The 16,265-nt window shown below is 57.3% G+C and carries 13 protein-coding genes and 1 pseudogene; 13 read left to right on the forward strand and 1 reads right to left on the reverse strand.

Annotated features, from left to right (window positions below; genetic code table 11):
• Positions 1 to 172 precede the first annotated feature (172 nt).
• The 10 genes and pseudogenes from HIJ39_RS16665 to HIJ39_RS25220 form a co-directional block, all read left to right on the forward strand.
• Positions 173 to 1,024, forward strand: a complete 852-nt coding sequence (locus tag HIJ39_RS16665) for a class I SAM-dependent methyltransferase (protein WP_169101680.1) — start codon at positions 173 to 175, stop codon at positions 1,022 to 1,024.
• Positions 1,024 to 2,037: a GTP 3',8-cyclase MoaA gene (gene moaA, locus HIJ39_RS16670; protein WP_207711742.1), complete on the forward strand. Its 1,014-nt coding sequence runs from the start codon at positions 1,024 to 1,026 to the stop codon at positions 2,035 to 2,037. The genes HIJ39_RS16665 and moaA overlap by 1 nt, the downstream gene beginning before the upstream one ends.
• Positions 2,038 to 2,194: 157 nt before the next feature.
• The gene (locus HIJ39_RS16675) at positions 2,195 to 2,635 is read left to right on the forward strand and encodes a hemerythrin domain-containing protein (RefSeq protein WP_169101682.1); all 441 of its coding nucleotides are present in this window, start codon (positions 2,195 to 2,197) and stop codon (positions 2,633 to 2,635) included.
• A complete protein-coding gene (locus HIJ39_RS16680) occupies positions 2,632 to 2,925 on the forward strand; it encodes a hypothetical protein (RefSeq protein ID WP_169101684.1) in 294 nt (97 codons plus the stop codon). The genes HIJ39_RS16675 and HIJ39_RS16680 overlap by 4 nt, the downstream gene beginning before the upstream one ends.
• 16 nt (positions 2,926 to 2,941) lie before the next feature.
• The gene (locus HIJ39_RS16685; protein WP_207711743.1) at positions 2,942 to 3,250 is read left to right on the forward strand and encodes a hypothetical protein; all 309 of its coding nucleotides are present in this window, start codon (positions 2,942 to 2,944) and stop codon (positions 3,248 to 3,250) included.
• Positions 3,240 to 6,929 carry a nitrate reductase subunit alpha gene (locus HIJ39_RS16690; RefSeq protein WP_169101686.1) on the forward strand — a complete coding sequence of 1,230 codons (3,690 nt, stop codon included), beginning with the start codon at positions 3,240 to 3,242 and terminating at the stop codon, positions 6,927 to 6,929. The genes HIJ39_RS16685 and HIJ39_RS16690 overlap by 11 nt, the downstream gene beginning before the upstream one ends.
• The gene (gene narH / locus HIJ39_RS16695; RefSeq protein WP_169101688.1) at positions 6,919 to 8,433 is read left to right on the forward strand and encodes a nitrate reductase subunit beta; all 1,515 of its coding nucleotides are present in this window, start codon (positions 6,919 to 6,921) and stop codon (positions 8,431 to 8,433) included. The genes HIJ39_RS16690 and narH overlap by 11 nt, the downstream gene beginning before the upstream one ends.
• 12 nt (positions 8,434 to 8,445) lie before the next feature.
• Positions 8,446 to 9,015: a nitrate reductase molybdenum cofactor assembly chaperone gene (narJ, locus tag HIJ39_RS16700; protein WP_207711744.1), complete on the forward strand. Its 570-nt coding sequence runs from the start codon at positions 8,446 to 8,448 to the stop codon at positions 9,013 to 9,015.
• A 26-nt stretch (positions 9,016 to 9,041) separates the two neighbouring features.
• Positions 9,042 to 9,734, forward strand: a complete 693-nt coding sequence (narI, locus tag HIJ39_RS16705) for a respiratory nitrate reductase subunit gamma (RefSeq protein WP_169101690.1) — start codon at positions 9,042 to 9,044, stop codon at positions 9,732 to 9,734.
• Between the two features lie 70 nt (positions 9,735 to 9,804).
• Positions 9,805 to 9,990: pseudogene (locus HIJ39_RS25220) on the forward strand (IS256 family transposase); the annotation flags it as partial.
• Positions 9,991 to 10,259: 269 nt separating this feature from the next.
• Here the strand turns inward: HIJ39_RS25220 and HIJ39_RS16715 are convergent.
• Positions 10,260 to 10,586 (reverse strand): hemerythrin domain-containing protein, encoded by a 327-nt coding sequence (locus HIJ39_RS16715; RefSeq protein WP_169101691.1) that lies wholly within the window; start codon positions 10,584 to 10,586, stop codon positions 10,260 to 10,262.
• 301 nt (positions 10,587 to 10,887) lie between these two features.
• On the opposite strand from HIJ39_RS16715, the gene HIJ39_RS16720 reads away from it, so the two are divergent.
• The 3 genes from HIJ39_RS16720 (at position 10,888) to HIJ39_RS16730 (ending at position 16,122) form a co-directional block, all read left to right on the forward strand.
• Positions 10,888 to 12,015, forward strand: coding sequence for an FAD-dependent oxidoreductase (locus HIJ39_RS16720; protein WP_169101692.1), 1,128 nt, complete (start codon positions 10,888 to 10,890; stop codon positions 12,013 to 12,015).
• Positions 12,016 to 12,065: 50 nt separating this feature from the next.
• Complete coding sequence (gene acnA / locus HIJ39_RS16725; RefSeq protein ID WP_169101693.1) at positions 12,066 to 14,735, forward strand: aconitate hydratase AcnA; 2,670 nt, start codon at positions 12,066 to 12,068, stop codon at positions 14,733 to 14,735.
• Positions 14,736 to 14,934: 199 nt separating this feature from the next.
• On the forward strand, positions 14,935 to 16,122 hold the full coding sequence (locus tag HIJ39_RS16730; RefSeq protein ID WP_169101694.1) for an FAD-dependent oxidoreductase: 1,188 nt from the start codon (positions 14,935 to 14,937) through the stop codon (positions 16,120 to 16,122).
• Positions 16,123 to 16,265 lie beyond the last annotated feature (143 nt).

A 16,265-nucleotide genomic window follows, 5' to 3' on the forward strand; every position in this document is an offset into this window, starting at 1 on the left:
GGGCGTGGGGGCAAATGGCCCTGGCGTTCGGGGCAGAATCCTTGCCCCATCTGCAAAACGGAATCCCGAGAGGCTATCTTACTGTGAGGGGAGCGGGACGCAAAGATCGAGGTGAGACGTTGAGAGTTCCAGAGGGCCGGCACCTTCTCTGGATTATCAGCGGGACGGTCCTATGGCAGGGGGGGCTAGCCAACAGCGCGTGTTGGAGGCAGGGCCCGAGGTGCATGACATCACCGGCCCCGGCGTCGCCACTTTTCAGGCGCCGGGCGACTATGCGTGGTTTGATGGGGGCGATCCGCTCGGGTTCGATCCCCGCGCCTCGTTGTACCATAAGTTGCTCGCGTCACACAACCAAGGCGTGGGGGAAGCGTTGGTGGAGCGCCTTCCGTTGAAGCCAGGCGAACTTTGGGTGGATATCGGAACAGGTACCGGCGCGATGGTTGCCGCATTGCAGAACCACGCACGGTCCAATAATGGACCCATCTGGATTTTCGGCATCGATCGGGCGGGCCGGATGATGGATGAGGCGTGGGAATCTGCCTCAAATCGCGGCATTCCGGCTTGGTTTATTCAGCGCGATTTAATCGATTTGTCCTGGCCACGGGGTATGGTTGATGGCGTGACAGCGCTCCTGCTTTTTCATCTGGTTGACGACCTTGATGCTATTTTAAGGCGTGCGTTCCAAGCCTTAAAACCTGGGGGCCGCCTTCTTTACGCAGTGAGCGCCGACAGTAATCCCTTTGTGCAGATGATAATGCACCAACTAGAGGGCCCGGGAGACTTCTTCAAACGCGGCCAGCAAAAAATCCGGCACCATGTGGTGCAAGCGGGATTTGTCATTGAGCAGGAGAGGACGCATCAAGACATCATTACGGTGGATAACCCAGAGGCCATGCGGGATCTGATTTCCTCCATTGGCGGCCCGGCGACGCGCGGAATACGCCGTGACATTGTTCCCCCCTCAACTATCCCGCGGGTGTTCCAATTAGTGTGGGCCCAAAAGCCATCGGAGGAGGCATCTTGATGACGCCGGTGATGGATCAGTTAAACCGACCGTTGAGAGACCTCCGCATATCCCTGACCGACCGTTGCAACTTTCGCTGCGTCTATTGCATGCCCAAGGAAATCTTTGGATCGCCTACCCACTTCATGCCGTCCGAGGATACCATGACCGTAGATGAAATACTGACGGTAGTGCGCGCCTTAGCCCCCATTGGCGTTCACAAAGTGCGCCTGACCGGGGGCGAGCCGCTATTGCGCCGCGATATTGCGCCCTTGATTGAAGGCTTGACCCACATCGCGGGTATTGATGATGTTGCGCTAACCACCAATGGATCACTGTTGAGCAGGGAACGGGCTCAGGCGCTTCGGGAGGCGGGATTGAGCCGGATTACGGTGAGTCTGGATTCCCTTGATTCTGGGCGATTTGGCCGCATCAACGGCGTGGGCTTCGGGGCGGACCGGGTGCTTCGCGCCATTGACCATGCGGACGAGGCAGGATTGCGTCCCATCAAAATCAACGTGGTGGTCAAGCGAGGAATGAATGATGAGGATGTGGTCCCGTTGGCGCAGCATTTTCGCTTTAGTGGTCACATTGTCCGCTTCATCGAATACATGGACGTGGGGAACTCCAATGGCTGGACCCGCCAGGAGGTCGTCCCCGCTCAGGAAATTTTAGAACGGATTTCTCGCCAGTGGCCGCTTCATGCCATCGATCGAGCCTATTACGGAGAGGTGGCCACCCGCTATGCCTATGATGACGGTGGAGGGGAAATCGGCATCATCGCGTCCGTAAGCCAGCCGTTTTGTCGTACCTGCACGCGGGCCCGCTTGGCTGCGGATGGCCGACTGTTTCTCTGCCTGTACGCGAACCATGGCTTGAGTCTCCGCGATATTCTACGCCAGGGAGGTACCGAAGCGGACATTCGAAATGCCGTCGCCGGGCTCTGGCACCATCGCTCTGACCGTTATTCCGAGCTGCGCGGACGGGGGGACAGGAGGAGTCCACATCTCGAAATGTTCCAAATGGGTGGCTAACCTTCACGGTCCGACGTGACATGGATCACAGTTCCCAATCCATTCAGATTGCAAGATTACATCGTAATAGGACTGACTGGAAGGTCAGAATTTGGTATATTATGGGCTACACTTAGCGAACATTGGTGAAATTTATCGGAAGGGTGGGATTCGCAACATGTCTGGTCCGGCACTGCGTCAGGTCACGTCCCACCGGGCGATTCACGAAAATGCCTGGCATGAGGTCCAGGAAGCGCTCAAGATGGCCGAGGCTTTGCTTTTCCGCGATGATCGGGAACGGTTCGCCGAAGTGGCGGAAGTGTTTTTAGAAGTCGCGGAAGCCCGCGTCCTGGTTCACGCGCATGAAGAGGAAACCGGGTTGTACTTGGAGTGGATTGAGGTTAATCCCGATATCCACCCACGGATCAAAACACTGAAGCATGAGCATCGTGCGTTGCGGCGGTTCGCCACTGATTTGGAAGAAGCCATGGTCAACGGGCGCCACCAGGCGGCTTTGGATTCGATGCGTGAATTCGCGGCTACGCTAAAATCCCATTCTGCCCACGAAGAGGGGATATTGACGGAGGTCGTGGACGCCAAGGGGAGGGTTTCCCTATGACGACTCCCTTACGGTGGGCCTTTCCCAGAAGCTATCGGCGCCTGAAGGAGCTCGCACAGGAAGCTGGAGTTCATGAATTTGAATATCGCGCGCGGGTAACGCGTGGAGCGGATCTTGTCGTCACGGTAACGATTGAGCGGGACGGATCCGAATGGAGCCGGTCGCTTTCCGTGGCCGATCTTGACATCGGCGGCGCGGATGCGACGGTGTTCTTTGCCGAGACCGTAAAAGAAATGATCGTCGTGGGCCAAGCAACCTATCAAGAGTTTATGCACCATCGCGAAGTCTGACGGGCGGGGGGAACAAATGGGCGAACAGAACGAGATGGAGTCTCATCAGCCGCATCCAATAACTAATGATGACCGCCAAGACTTGTTGGCCCTGTTGGACATCCGGTTCGGGGCGGTGCCGGAGGACGTTTCGGAGGCCATAGCGGCTATCGAGGATGTTAGCCAAATCGACCACTTAATCTTGGTCGCAGCGAATGCAGCCAGCTGGACAGATTTTTTGCGGGAAGTGCGCGAGCCGGGGTTTCGGATTGTCGGCCAGGGGTTCGATCCCCTACCAGAGAGGGATGACGGCTCGGCAAAAAGGGGGAAACATCATGGCAAGTAAGCGGAATGCGCTCTTCCGATCCCTGGATTATCTCAAACGGGGACAACGGATTAATCAGGGCTGGAGCGAAGAGAATGTCCGTTCTCGCGAATGGGAGGACATCTATCGCCATCGCTGGCAGCACGATCGCGTGGTGCGCTCGACCCACGGGGTTAATTGCACCGGGTCATGCAGCTGGAAAATTCACGTGAAAAACGGCATTGTGACGTGGGAGACGCAGCAGACGGACTACCCCTCTTTGGGAGACAATGTGCCCGAGTACGAGCCCCGCGGGTGCCCTCGAGGCGCGAGTTACTCATGGTATCTGTACAGCCCGGGGCGTGTGAAATATCCCTACGTGAGGGCGGAGTTGCTATCCGCTTGGAAGGAGATGCGGTCGAAAGAGAGTAACCCGCTGGCGGCCTGGCACCGCCTGGTCAACGATCCCGAGGTCAAGCGGGCCTATCAAAAGGCGCGCGGCAAAGGGGGATTTGTGCGCGCTGATTGGGACACGATTAGCGAAATTATTGCGGCGGCGATGTTGGACACGGCAAAGACCTATGGTCCCGATCGCGTTGCCGGTTTTAGTCCCATTCCCGCGATGTCGCAAGTCAGTTTTGCGGCGGGGTCCCGTTTTTTGTCACTTGCTGGAGCGACAATGGTAAGCTTTTACGATTGGTACGCGGATTTGCCACCAGCCTCCCCGCAAATTTGGGGTGAGCAGACCGACGTCCCGGAAAGTGCTGACTGGTACAACGCCAGTTACTTTATTATTTGGGGCACCAATTTGCCCATGACACGCACGCCGGATGCTCACTTTATGGTGGAATCGCGGTATAACGGCACCAAGGTAGTGGGCGTGAGCCCCGATTATGCAGAGTATGTCAAATTTGCGGATGTCTGGCTGCCGTGCAAGGCGGGCACGGACGCGGCCTTGGCGATGGCCATGACACATGTGGTTTTAAAGGAATTTTACGTCGATCATCCGACCCCCTACTTTATCGACTACGCGAAGACCTACACCGACCTTCCCTTTCTGGTCACCATTAAAAAGAATGGCGACATCTTGACGGCGGATCGGTTTTTGAACGCCCAAGATCTCGGCATGAACGTGGCGGAAGCCGAGTGGAAGACCGTGATTTGGGATGGGCAAACGGATGCTCCGGACATTCCCAATGGGTCGTTGGGTTATCGGTGGGACGGCCAGCGAAAGTGGAATCTGAAAATGGAGAATCCGTCCGGACAGTCTCTCGACCCCCAACTGAGCTTTATTGACCAGTCCGATGACGTGCTCGCTATATCGTTTCCCAATCTGGAACCCGGCAGCGGTGAGCCGTTCCTGCGCGGGGTGCCGGCCCGGCGCATCGTCAATCCCGATGGCGAGACCCTCTGGGTGGCCACGGTCTATGACCTGATGATGGCTCATGCGGGCGTTGACAGAGGGCTTCCCGGCGATTATCCCCGGGACTATGATGATCCCCGTGCCTATACGCCCGCATGGCAGGAGGCGATAACGGGCGTTGACCGCCGGCTGGCAATTCGCGTGGCGCGGGAATTTGCCGAGAACGCCGCCAAAACCCAGGGCTGCTCCATGATCGCGCTGGGAGCCGGAACCAACCACTGGTACCACAGCGATTTGATTTATCGCTCCATCATTAATCTTGTGATGTTGACGGGGAGCCAGGGCGTGAACGGCGGCGGTTGGGCGCATTACGTCGGGCAAGAAAAGGTGCGTCCGCTGGAAGGGTGGAGTACGCTGGCCTTTGCTTCAGACTGGGTTCGCCCGCCCCGCCAACATGCGGGAACGGCTTTCTTCTACTTTGCTACCGATCAATTTCGGTATGAAGAACCGACGACACCACTTTCCGGAATTCCGACATCCGGTGCGTTTCGTGACAAGCATCCTGCGGATATGGCCGCTCTGGCGTCCCGGTTGGGATGGTTGCCTTCCTACCCGCAATGGACTCAGAATTCCTTGGACGTGGTCGACGCCGCCCGACAGGCCGGTGCCGCTGATGCGAAGCAAATCGCCCAGTACGCCGCCGAAAAGTTGGTCAATGGGGAGTTGGAGTGGGCGGTCGAAAACCCTGACGACCCCCGAAATTTTCCGCGGGTATTCTTTGTCTGGCGTTCCAATCTCTTGGGGGCCAGCGGGAAGGGCCATGAGTACTTTTTAAAACACATGCTGGGGGCGTCCGGCCATGTGCTAGGCGACCCCAACGAGTCCTGGCAACCCGAAACGATCCGATTGCGAGAGGACATTCCTGAAGGCAAACTCGATTTGTTAATCGATGTGGACTTTCGGATGACGTCCAGCGGTCTGTATGCGGACATCGTGCTGCCGGCCGCGACTTGGTACGAGAAGCACGATTTGAGCAGCACTGATATGCACCCGTTTGTTCATCCCTTCAATCCGGCCGTGGCTCCGCTGTTTGAGTCCAAGAGCGACTGGGATACGTTCCGGACCTTGGCGGAAACCTTTTCGCGCATCGCCAGCGAGTATTTGCCGGTCGTCGATGATCTGGTGATGGCGCCACTTCAGCATGATTCGCCGGGAGAGATGGCGCAGCCGGGGGGCAAAGTGCGCGACTGGCGGCGCGGAGAATGCGAACCCATTGTAGGCAAAACTTTGCCGAATCTAGTGCTGGTGCGGCGAGACTATGCTCACCTGGTGGATCAAATGACCACCTTGGGCCCCTTGGCGGACGAATCCCTGGTTACGAAGGGCATTCGCATTGACGGCCATGCGGCCGTTCAGGAGTTGTCCGAGCGAGTCGGGCGATCCAACCGGCCGGGTCCGGGATCGGGGCGGCCGTCGTTGTGGACGGGAAAACAGGCGGCCGAGGCCATCTTAACGCTGTCAGGCCCGACCAATGGACATCGGGCTGTTGAGGAATGGCAGGCGTTGGAACAGACCACCGGCATGCCCTTAATGGGGGCGATTCACGGGCGTGAGGATACGGCTTACCGTTTCGAGGATTTGACCGTCCAACCGCGGCTGGCCCTGCCCGCTCCCGTATGGTCAGGTCTCGAAGGCGAAGGTCGGCGCTATTCCCCATTTACCGCTAATGTCGATTTCAAGATTCCGTGGAGAACGATTACCGGACGCCAGCACTTCTATTTGGACCATGAAATCATGTTGGACTATGGCGAAGGATTGCCCGTCTACCGCGCACCCAATGAGGCTCCGCCGTTTGCTGCGGGAGACCACCCGGATTCCCAAGCGGACGTGTCGCAGGCCGTGACGGTCCGCTATCTGACGCCTCACCAAAAATGGGGCATTCACTCGACCTATTCCGATACCCCGCGGATGTTGACGCTGTTTCGAGGCGGCCAAACGGTGTGGATGAGCGTGGAAGACGCGGAGCGCATCGGGATTAAGGACAACGACTGGATCGAAGTGTTCAACCGCAACGGGGCCATTGTGGCGCGGGCGGTCATTTCACATCGGCTGCCGAAGGGCATTGCGATGATGTATCACGCTCAGGACCGCACTATCGGGGTGCCGAAGAGCTTGGTGACAGGCGATCGCGGCGGTACCCACAACAGTGTGACGCGCATCATTCCGAAGGGCACCCACATGATTGGAGGCTATGGACAGCTGAGCTACAGCATGAACTACTACGGACCAACCGGGCACCAGCGGGACGTCTTGGCATGGATTCGCCCCTTGAAGGAGGTTGACTGGCTTGAAGATTAAAGCCCAAATCGCGATGGTGATGAACCTCGACAAATGCATTGGCTGCCATACCTGCAGCGTGACATGCAAAAACACTTGGACCAACCGACCAGGTGCCGAATACATGTGGTTCAACAATGTGGAAACACGCCCCGGCCCTGGGTATCCCCAGGAATGGGAGAATCAAGACCGCTATCACGGCGGCTGGGTCGTGTCGGGGGGCAAGCTGAAGCTCCGTTCAGGGGGCCCGCTGTCGAAGCTGGCCCATATCTTCTACAACCCCGATCTGCCGACCATTGACGATTATTACGAGCCGTGGACTTACGACTACCGAACGCTCGTGGATAGTCCCCGCCGCCAACATCAGCCTGTCGCGCGTCCCCATTCGCTGTTAACCGGGGAGGTCATGGAAAAACCGGTATGGGGGCCAAACTGGGATGACGACTTAGCGGGGGGGCCCGAGATTGCCCCGCGTGATCCGAATCTTCAGGGTCTGTCCGAGCATGTGGCGATGGAATATGAGCAGGCGTTCATGATGTACCTTCCGCGCATCTGCAATCATTGTCTGAACCCTGCCTGCGTTGCCGCTTGTCCCTCCGGCGCTATGTACAAGCGTGAAGAAGACGGGATTGTGTTGGTAGACCAGGATGCATGCCGTGGATGGCGGTTTTGTGTGAGCGCCTGTCCATACAAGAAGGTCTACTTCAATTGGAACACCCACAAGGCGGAAAAGTGCACGTTCTGCTACCCGCGGATTGAAGCCGGCCTGCCGACGGTCTGTTCCGAAACCTGCGTTGGCCGCATTCGCTACCTGGGACCCATTTTGTATGACGCGGACCGCGTCATGGAAGCCGCGTCGGTGGAGAACCCCCAGGATGTCTATGAGGCCCAGCTCAAGGTTTTCCTCGACCCTCATGATCCCGAGATTATTCGAGAGGCGCGGCGCCAAGGCATCCCGGACGCCTGGATTGAGGGAGCCCAAAATTCTCCGGTCTACAAAATGGCGGTGGAATGGAAGATCGCCCTTCCGCTCCATCCGGAGTACCGCACCATGCCCATGGTCTGGTATGTGCCCCCGTTAAGTCCGATGATGAATCACTTGGCCAACGAGGCCGACATGGCCACTGACGCCTATCTTACCGCCGTGGACAGCATGCGTATCCCCATGGAATACTTGGCATCCATTCTCTCCGCGGGAGATCTTGGACCAGTGCGCCGATCGCTGTTGCGACTGACGGCCATGCGTGCCGCCATGCGAGAAAAGAATTTAGGCGGTTCGGGCGATTTGTTGACGTCAAGCCAACTGTTAAAGGAGGCGAACCTCAGTCTATCGCAAGTCGACGAAATGGCGCGCCTGCTCGCCGTTGCCAAATACGGAGAACGCTACGTCATTCCGACCGGCAACCGCAACCGCGACGCCAACTTGGAATATGAACAAGGAGCCTGCAGTTTAGAGGAGCTGGCGCCGCCAGAAGGCATCATGGCTCCTCAGCGGTTGATTCAATTGACGGATCACGCGAAATAAGGAGGGGTCCTTGTGACAGACGAGACGCGGGTGGTTTTGAAACTGCTTTCCGGGCTTCTTGATTACCCCGGCGCCGACAGTTTCTGGGCGCGACTTGCGGACCGGATAGAGGTGGCTGAGGAGCTTGAGTCGGAGGTCGGCCAGATCATGCGGCGCTTTCAGCACCATGATCAGGTGGCCTTGGAAAAACTCTATGTCGAGACCTTCGACTTTGACCCCAAGGCGGCGCTATACGTGACGGCCCATGAACTCGGCGACTCACGAGACCGGGGCGAGGCGTTGATTGAACTGACAAACCTCTATCATGAGGCCGGGTACGAGGTCCCGGACGATCAACTGGCGGACTATTTGCCACTCTTGCTGGAACTCCTGGCGGTACGGCCGGGGTTGGTGCCCGAGGTTGTGGTGGAGCGGGTGGCTAAGGTGGCTTACAACATCGCACAACATCTCGACGCGGCGCATCTTTACCGGCCGTTATTCGTCATCTTGAATCGGGTATTAGGGGCGCCAACCGAGGGACTGCCGACGGCGGAGGAATGTCCAGACTTGGCTGATCTTCCGTATCCGATCGAATATCAATAGGCTTTGAGTTCAGGAAGGGGTGTGCAATGACTCAGTTTTGGTGGATTATCTATCCCTATCTGGCGTTGGCGACCATGATTATTGGGAGTGTGTACCGGTACGCCCACAATCCCATGAGTTGGGGCTCCCGTTCCAGCGAGCTTTTAGAAAAACGCTGGTTGAAATGGGGAAGTCAACTTTTCCACTGGGGCATCTTGTTGGTCATCGTAGGCCACGTAATGGGGCTTTTAGTGCCATTAAGCGCATATCAAGCGATGGGGATTTCGGCCCACTTGTATCACGAAAACGCCGATATCTTGGGGGCTATTGCAGGTCTTATGACGTGGGCCGGGCTAGCCATCCTGCTCCTACGGCGGTTCGGGAACGTTCGCGTGCGGAGAAACTCCAGCGTTTCGGATATCGTTGCCCTGAGCCTTCTGTTTATCGTCGTCACGACGGGCGACTATCTCACCATCATCCGCAATAACGTGATGGGCCCCTATGAATACCGGGCAAGCGTGGGCCCCTGGGTTAGGGGACTCTTCGTTCTCCATCCTAATGCTGCTCTTATGACCCATGTTCCAGTCGCGTTTCAAGTGCACATTATTCTGGCCTTCCTTCTGTTTGCGATTTCGCCGTTCACACGGTTGGTGCATATTTGGAGCTTGCCGCTGGCCCACTTGCGCCGAGCGCCCATCCAATATCGCGACCGGGAACAATATCGGTCTTATCTCCTATAGGGAGATCCCGGCAATGCGGGAGGGGTGGGGATGAAATGGTGCGTCAGGGCCGGGCCCAGCGATTGGGATTCGGACCAATGCCGAGATCCGGCGCCGGGACCGGCTGATCCGCAACTTTCCGAACCGGGATTCGGCGGTCTACCTCTGGGGCGCGATGTTGTTCGAGCAACACGCCGGGTAGACCACCGGCCAGCGGTACTTGAACCTTGAACCCTACTGGCAGGCGAAACGGTCCCAAGCGGCCGATGCGCCGCCAAGACGGAATGCCTTTGGCAGGTCTTGTGCCTCTCGAGGCGAGCCAACCGCGAGTCGCCGCGCCCATAACACGGGCACGGCGACATCACGGAACTTCTTGAAATGAGACGACCAACTAATCCGGAACATTCACAGGTACGTCGGGAAATTTGTCAACCAGCCAAGGACTCCCGCATAGCGCCAAGTATGGCGTTGAGGTTAATGTCGGACAGGGGTTCCAGGGCGGAAATAATGAAGCGGTTTTCCTTTTCCGCGTGCACCCAGAAGAGCTTAGGCTTGGGCGGCAAGCATGCGAGCTTCGCTCCGGTCAGCGCACTTGCTTAGTTCGTGAGCCATGTCTCGAATGACTGTGTGTTCCCAGAGCATCGACTGCACGAGTGCGGAGAGAACGACCTGTTGCACGGCGGCTTCATAAATTGTGGATTCCTCTGCCTGGGCATGAGGCAACACGTTGTCCAGTAAGTAACGGACAATGTGGTCGCGCCGGGGGATCCAATCTCCCTCGGGACCCATCGCCTGCGCACGGTCGTTGAGTTCTTCTGCCATCTCGGCGTGATGGGCGATCATGGCTAGAGCTGTTTCACGATTTGACATCATCGTCACCCTCTCGTTTCAGGATCATTGGGATTTTTGCCCATGTCTTCATCATGTGCAGTGACGCACGTCACGCACTCCGCGAACTGAGTCCTAACGTAGGGCCTGGGCAACGCGATGACGTTGCCGTTAAATGCAGGACCACCAGGACTCATGCTTAATGCCCCCGGCCTGATGTCAGCGGTTTGGAATTGTCTACACTTTTTGCCAATTTGTGATGTGGGTCACAGAACAGGGAACTGTCCGCGATATTGTGATGGTGCAGTGGGAACACCGCTGGACCGACTCAAAGGGGGTGCAAACCGTGACAATCCGTTCGAACCCTCGGATCGTAGTCATCGGGGGAGGGTTTGCCGGCATGGCGGCCATTGCAAGTCTTCTTCGAAGGCTTGCTGCAGCCGGAACGAAGGCGGACATCTGTCTTGTCGATGCGGGTCCAGGGCATGCCTTAATCCCGGAGATTCCGCACGTCTTGGAAAAAGGTTTGGACATTTACTCGCGTATCCTGGATTTTTCAACATTACTTCAAGGTACTGGTGTGCGGTACTGCCAAAGGCGCGTCATAGGACTTGACCGCCGCAATCAACAGGTGTTTCTCGCCGATGATGAGCCCTTGCACTTCGATTATGCGCTCCTGGCAGTCGGCACAGAGGCGGCGTTTCCGGACGTGCCGGGTCTCCACGCACATGCGTGGCCGGTTCGGACGGCACTCGACGCAATTCAAATCATAAAGGCACTGCGACGTAAGCCGTCGTCGCGCATTGTCATTGCAGGCGGGGGATTTACGGGCGTGGAACTGGCGGCCAGTCTGAAAGGCCATTATGTAACTCTCTTAGAGCGGCAGCCCTCGTTGCTTCCTAATATGCCAGCACGGTATGGCCAATATGCTCACGATTTTCTAGAGTCTTCTGGTGTCGACGTGAGATTGTCGCGGCACATGGTCCACGTTAACGCATCCACGGTATACACGGACTCTGGGGACGTTCCCTATGATCTGTTGATCTGGGCCGGCGGCATCAAGCCGCCTCACTGGATTAAAGAGAGCGGGATAGCATGCGGGCCGCGGGGATACCCCATTGCGGATTCCCGAGGACGCATTGATGGCCACCTGTTTGTAGCAGGCGATTTGTGGCAATTGAATCGACCATACGCCGTCGGTTCACTGCAAACGGCGGAGACGGCCCAGGCAATGGGTAATTTCGTCGGGCGTGTGATAGCAGCCTACGCTCTTGAAAGGAGGTTGCCGCAGCCCTTCCGTCACAGTACTCGCGGTATAGTCGTGTCTCTTGGCCCCCTTCGGGGCGTGGGGTGGGTGCTAACGCCCTTGGTGCCGCTTCACGGCGTATTGGCGGGGGAACTCAAGCGCGCGGCCCTATTTCGTTACCGTCAAAGGATCTGGCATCGGGCGGACCCTAAGCGGCACGTATCCTAAATGACAGAATATCCAACGTTGGCCGACATAGCTAGAAAGGAGATGTACTAATGACCGCGAAGAGAGGGTCGTTCGGGGCCGAAACCGAAAAGGTTTTTGCCAGACGCTCCTACCATATATGGGCGCTGGAGGTTTTGAGTCGGATAAATCCGCATTGGAACCGATTACCTTACGTCATTCAAGTTTTTCTGGAATCCATGCTTCGGCGCGAGGACGGCCGGACAATCACCGCGTCAGATATTGAAAATTTGGCGCGCTGGCCGGGAGGGTCTCCGCGCCCCGTGGCTTTCTATCCGGCTCGGGTGTTGCTCCAAGACTTTACCGGGGTGCCCGTTCTTGTGGACTTAACGGCGCTCCGAGATGCTGTTGCCGAACAAGGGGGAGACCCCGCCATCGTGACTCCCAAAGTGCCTGTGGATTTGGTCATTGATCATTCCGTCCAAGTGGATCGGTGGGCAGATGCATCGGCACTACATTTTAATGTCCAGCGGGAATTTGAGCGAAACCACGAACGGTACGGACTGTTGAAGTGGGCCGAGACCCACTTTCCCGGTCTGCGCGTCGTTCCTCCTGGACGAGGAATTGTGCATCAAGTCAACCTCGAGTACCTCACGCCCGTCGTTCGCGAAGACGGGCCGGCACTGTTTCCCGACTCTGTCATTGGCACCGATTCGCATACGACCATGGTGAACGGCGCAGGGGGCTTGGCTTGGGGCGTGGGCGGCATTGAGGCCGAAGCGGGCCTTTTGGGCTTGCCGTTGGATCTGGGCTGGCCCCGTGTTACGGCCCTGGAGCTTATGGGGGCGTTAAAGCCCGGGGTCACGGCGACGGACCTGGTGCTAACAATCACGGAAACGCTGCGTCAGCATGGTGTGGTCGGAAAGTTCGTCGAGGTGATGGGGCCGGGAGTGACCAGTCTTGCTGTTCCGGAACGAGCCACGATAAGCAACATGGCTCCCGAATATGGGGCGACCGCGGTCGTGTTCCCACCCGATTCCAAGACAATGGACTACTTGCTCCAAACAGGTCGCCGTCCGGAGGACGTCCAACGGGCGGAATGGTACTTTCGACTGCAAGGGATGTGGGGCGATGCCGGCGACCAGAGAATCTATGACGAGGTCGTGCGTCTCGACCTATCTAGTATTGTACCTAGCATTGCCGGACCGAAGAATCCCCAAGAGCGGATTTCGCTGAATGAGGCCGACATGGCCTTACAGGAAACGTTGGCTACATTTCGTGCTCCACCGGCAGGCGTTGCATCCGACGAGGTGGTTTATATGGATGGACAGCGGGAAGCCATTCAAGATGGTGCAGTGGTGATTGCTGCTATTACCAGTTGTACTAACACCTCTAATCCGTACGTCATGGTCGCGGCCGGTCTTTTGGCTCAAAAGGCGGTAGCCCGCGGCCTGCGACCGCCACGCTACGTAAAGACGAGCTTGGCACCCGGGTCGCGAGTGGTCACAAGCTACTTGGAAAATGCGGGTCTGCTCCCTCATTTGGAAGCACTAGGGTTTAGCGTTGTCGGTTACGGTTGCACGACGTGCATCGGCAATAGTGGCCCTTTGCTTGAGGAAGTTAGTGATGCGGTGCATCGGAGCGATCTGGTCGTTGCGTCCGTGTTGAGTGGAAATCGGAATTTCGAGGGACGTATTCATCCCGAAACGCGGCTAAACTATCTGATGTCGCCCCCCTTGGTAGTGGCTTATGCATTGGCGGGAACCATGCGGGTCAATCTGGTCAAAGAGCCCCTTGGATTTGATGTCGCGGGCCATCCGGTATTTTTGAAGGACCTCTGGCCATCCCCCAAAGAAATCGATCAGGTTGTCGCGCAGGAAGTTCGCCCGGATCTCTTTCAGGAACGTTACCGAGACATTTTTTCCGGGGGAGACAGCTGGAAGAGCGTGGCAGTGCCCGTTTCCGAGCAATATCGTTGGGATTCAACCTCCACATACATTCAGCGCCCGTCGTTCGTGCGGATGCGGCCCCCAGAAGCAGAACTGGGTGGTGCACGGCCGCGACAGATCCTGGCCTTATTCGGCGACGCGGTCACAACTGACCACATTTCTCCTGCGGGGCCGATCGCTCCGAAAAGTCCCGCCGGCCAATACCTCATCGGGAAGGGCGTAGATCCTAAAGAGTTTAACTCCTACGGGTCCCGCAGGGGCAATCACGAAGTGATGGTGCGCGGCACATTTGCGAACCCTCGGTTGCGCAACTGGATGGTGGACAAGTTAGGGGGTCTCACCGTGCACCAGCCGTCGGGTGCGGAGATGACGATTTACGACGCGGCGATGCGCTACCAAGACGAGGGGGTTCCTGTGGTCATTATGGCCGGGGAGCGGTATGGATCGGGTAGCTCGCGCGACTGGGCTGCAAAGGGGACAGTGTTACTCGGTGTGACGGCCGTTCTGGCTCGTTCATTTGAGCGGATTCACCGTAGCAACCTTATTGGCATGGGCATCTTGCCCTTAGAGTTTCTTCCTGGTGAATCTTGGGGGACATGGGGGATACAGGGCGACGAGAAAATCGTATGGCCCGACGTTTCGGCGTTACGGGGCCCAACGGACCGACCGCTCGAAGTCACGGTGATTAACTCAACTGGAGACAAGAACGTCCATCAAGTCATGGTTCGTTTGGATACTCCCGGGGAATGGGATCTATATGAAAAGGGCGGAATGTTTCCATGGGTATTAGATGCGCTGCTCGGCCAGGAATAGGCTAAACCGGCATCCGGTCAAATCGCTTGACAATCCGTATGGTGTGGGGCGATTCAACGTCCGCGTGTGGCTGGCCTGCCCGTCCTAGGGGGTCCCCAGTGACGTCAAGCCGAAGTTCCCCGGCGATTGCGGATTGGAAGCAGAACTCGAACAAATTGAGTTGGGACCTCTAGGGAATCAGGAAAGGGTGAGGACGTTGGTGAGACGGTATCCCTATGTGATTGTGGGGGCAGGGATGGCGGGCATGTCAGCTATCCGGGGAATCCGGGAAGTGGACCCAGAGGGTGAGATTCTAGTGGTGGGGGATGAGCCGTTCTTGCCATATGCACGACCCCCGTTGTCCAAGGGATTGTGGCGAGGCGCCAAGCTGGAAACGTTATGGGAGAGCGACTTGTTGAGCATTGGTCACCTCCACTATCAACTGGGCAGTCCCGTCATTGACGTTGACAGCGATTCGCGCGTCATACGAACATCTTCAGGATTTTCCGCGGGCTACGAAAAATTGTTGCTCACGGTAGGTGGCCGTGCGCGGCAGTTGCCGGGTTCCGGGGAGGACATATACTATCCCGGTCGCTTATCTGAACATTTGCGGCTGGCCCGGCGGTTGGACCAAGGGCCCTCGCGGGTGATCGTTGTGGGTGGCGGATTTATTGGCTCGGAAATGGCGGCCGCGCTATCGGAGCGCGGCCATCAAGTCGTTTGGATTATCCATGAACACCAACCTTTTGGCCGCATTTTCCCGGAAACCTTGAGAAAGCGGCTGCTTAGCGCTTACCGGGATCATGGGGTAGAAGTAATCACAGGCACTCAAGTTCGAACGATTGAATCGCAGAGTACGCCCACAGTGGTAACGGCGGCCGGTTGCCGCATCGCGGGGGACGTCATCGTGGTCGGTGTGGGCTGGGTCCTCAACTCGGCATTGCCTCAGACCACAGGTCTGTTAATGTCCGGCATCCCGGGGATTTCAGTCGACGTTTATGGTCAAACACAGCAGAGGGGAATCTACGCTGCAGGTGACATTGCACGGGTAGAGGGGGAGTTTGCCCCGATGATGCATGAGGACCGGGCTTTGGTACAAGGTCGGTTGGTCGGCCGCAATATGGCCGGGGCCCGCGATGCCTATGCCACGCGACCCTTTTTCTATTCCGACATCTACTCCTGGGGCTACGAGGCGGTGGGGCATTTAGATGTCAGGTACGAAATGGTGGAGGATTGGACGAGTTTGGCAGAGGAGGGCGTGGTCTATTTCCTTGACCAAAAAAGGCTCGTCGGGATCTTAAACTGGAATGTCTGGGGCCAAGTCCCCACTGCGCGTGCATTGCTTGACGCCGGTCGGACATGGAACGCAGAGGACTTGCGCGGTCAAATTTCAAACGCCGGCAACTGATACGAATCGCGAGAGTATGTCTAGAAACACCGTGGCCGGGCCCTTGGGACGGGATGGAGGATTAGTGGAGCGTCCTGTAGAGATGTGATTTCGGCGGACTTTGACAGTTGAGGAAAAAATCCCCCCGTTGGTACGGTTGTGGT

The sequence above is a fragment of the Sulfobacillus harzensis genome (assembly GCF_012933365.1).
GTDB classification, from domain to species: Bacteria; Bacillota; Sulfobacillia; order Sulfobacillales; family Sulfobacillaceae; genus Sulfobacillus_B; species Sulfobacillus_B harzensis.

Coding starts and splice junctions, on each gene's coding strand:
- HIJ39_RS16665 (WP_169101680.1), top strand. CDS start 173: ATGGCAGGGGGGGCTAGCCAACAGCGCGTGTTGGAGGCAGGGCCCGAG.
- acnA (WP_169101693.1), top strand. CDS start 12,066: ATGACCGCGAAGAGAGGGTCGTTCGGGGCCGAAACCGAAAAGGTTTTT.
- HIJ39_RS16680 (WP_169101684.1), top strand. CDS start 2,632: ATGACGACTCCCTTACGGTGGGCCTTTCCCAGAAGCTATCGGCGCCTG.
- narI (WP_169101690.1), top strand. CDS start 9,042: ATGACTCAGTTTTGGTGGATTATCTATCCCTATCTGGCGTTGGCGACC.
- HIJ39_RS16715 (WP_169101691.1), bottom strand. CDS start 10,586: ATGATGTCAAATCGTGAAACAGCTCTAGCCATGATCGCCCATCACGCC.
- HIJ39_RS16685 (WP_207711743.1), top strand. CDS start 2,942: ATGGGCGAACAGAACGAGATGGAGTCTCATCAGCCGCATCCAATAACT.
- HIJ39_RS16675 (WP_169101682.1), top strand. CDS start 2,195: ATGTCTGGTCCGGCACTGCGTCAGGTCACGTCCCACCGGGCGATTCAC.
- HIJ39_RS16690 (WP_169101686.1), top strand. CDS start 3,240: ATGGCAAGTAAGCGGAATGCGCTCTTCCGATCCCTGGATTATCTCAAA.
- moaA (WP_207711742.1), top strand. CDS start 1,024: ATGACGCCGGTGATGGATCAGTTAAACCGACCGTTGAGAGACCTCCGC.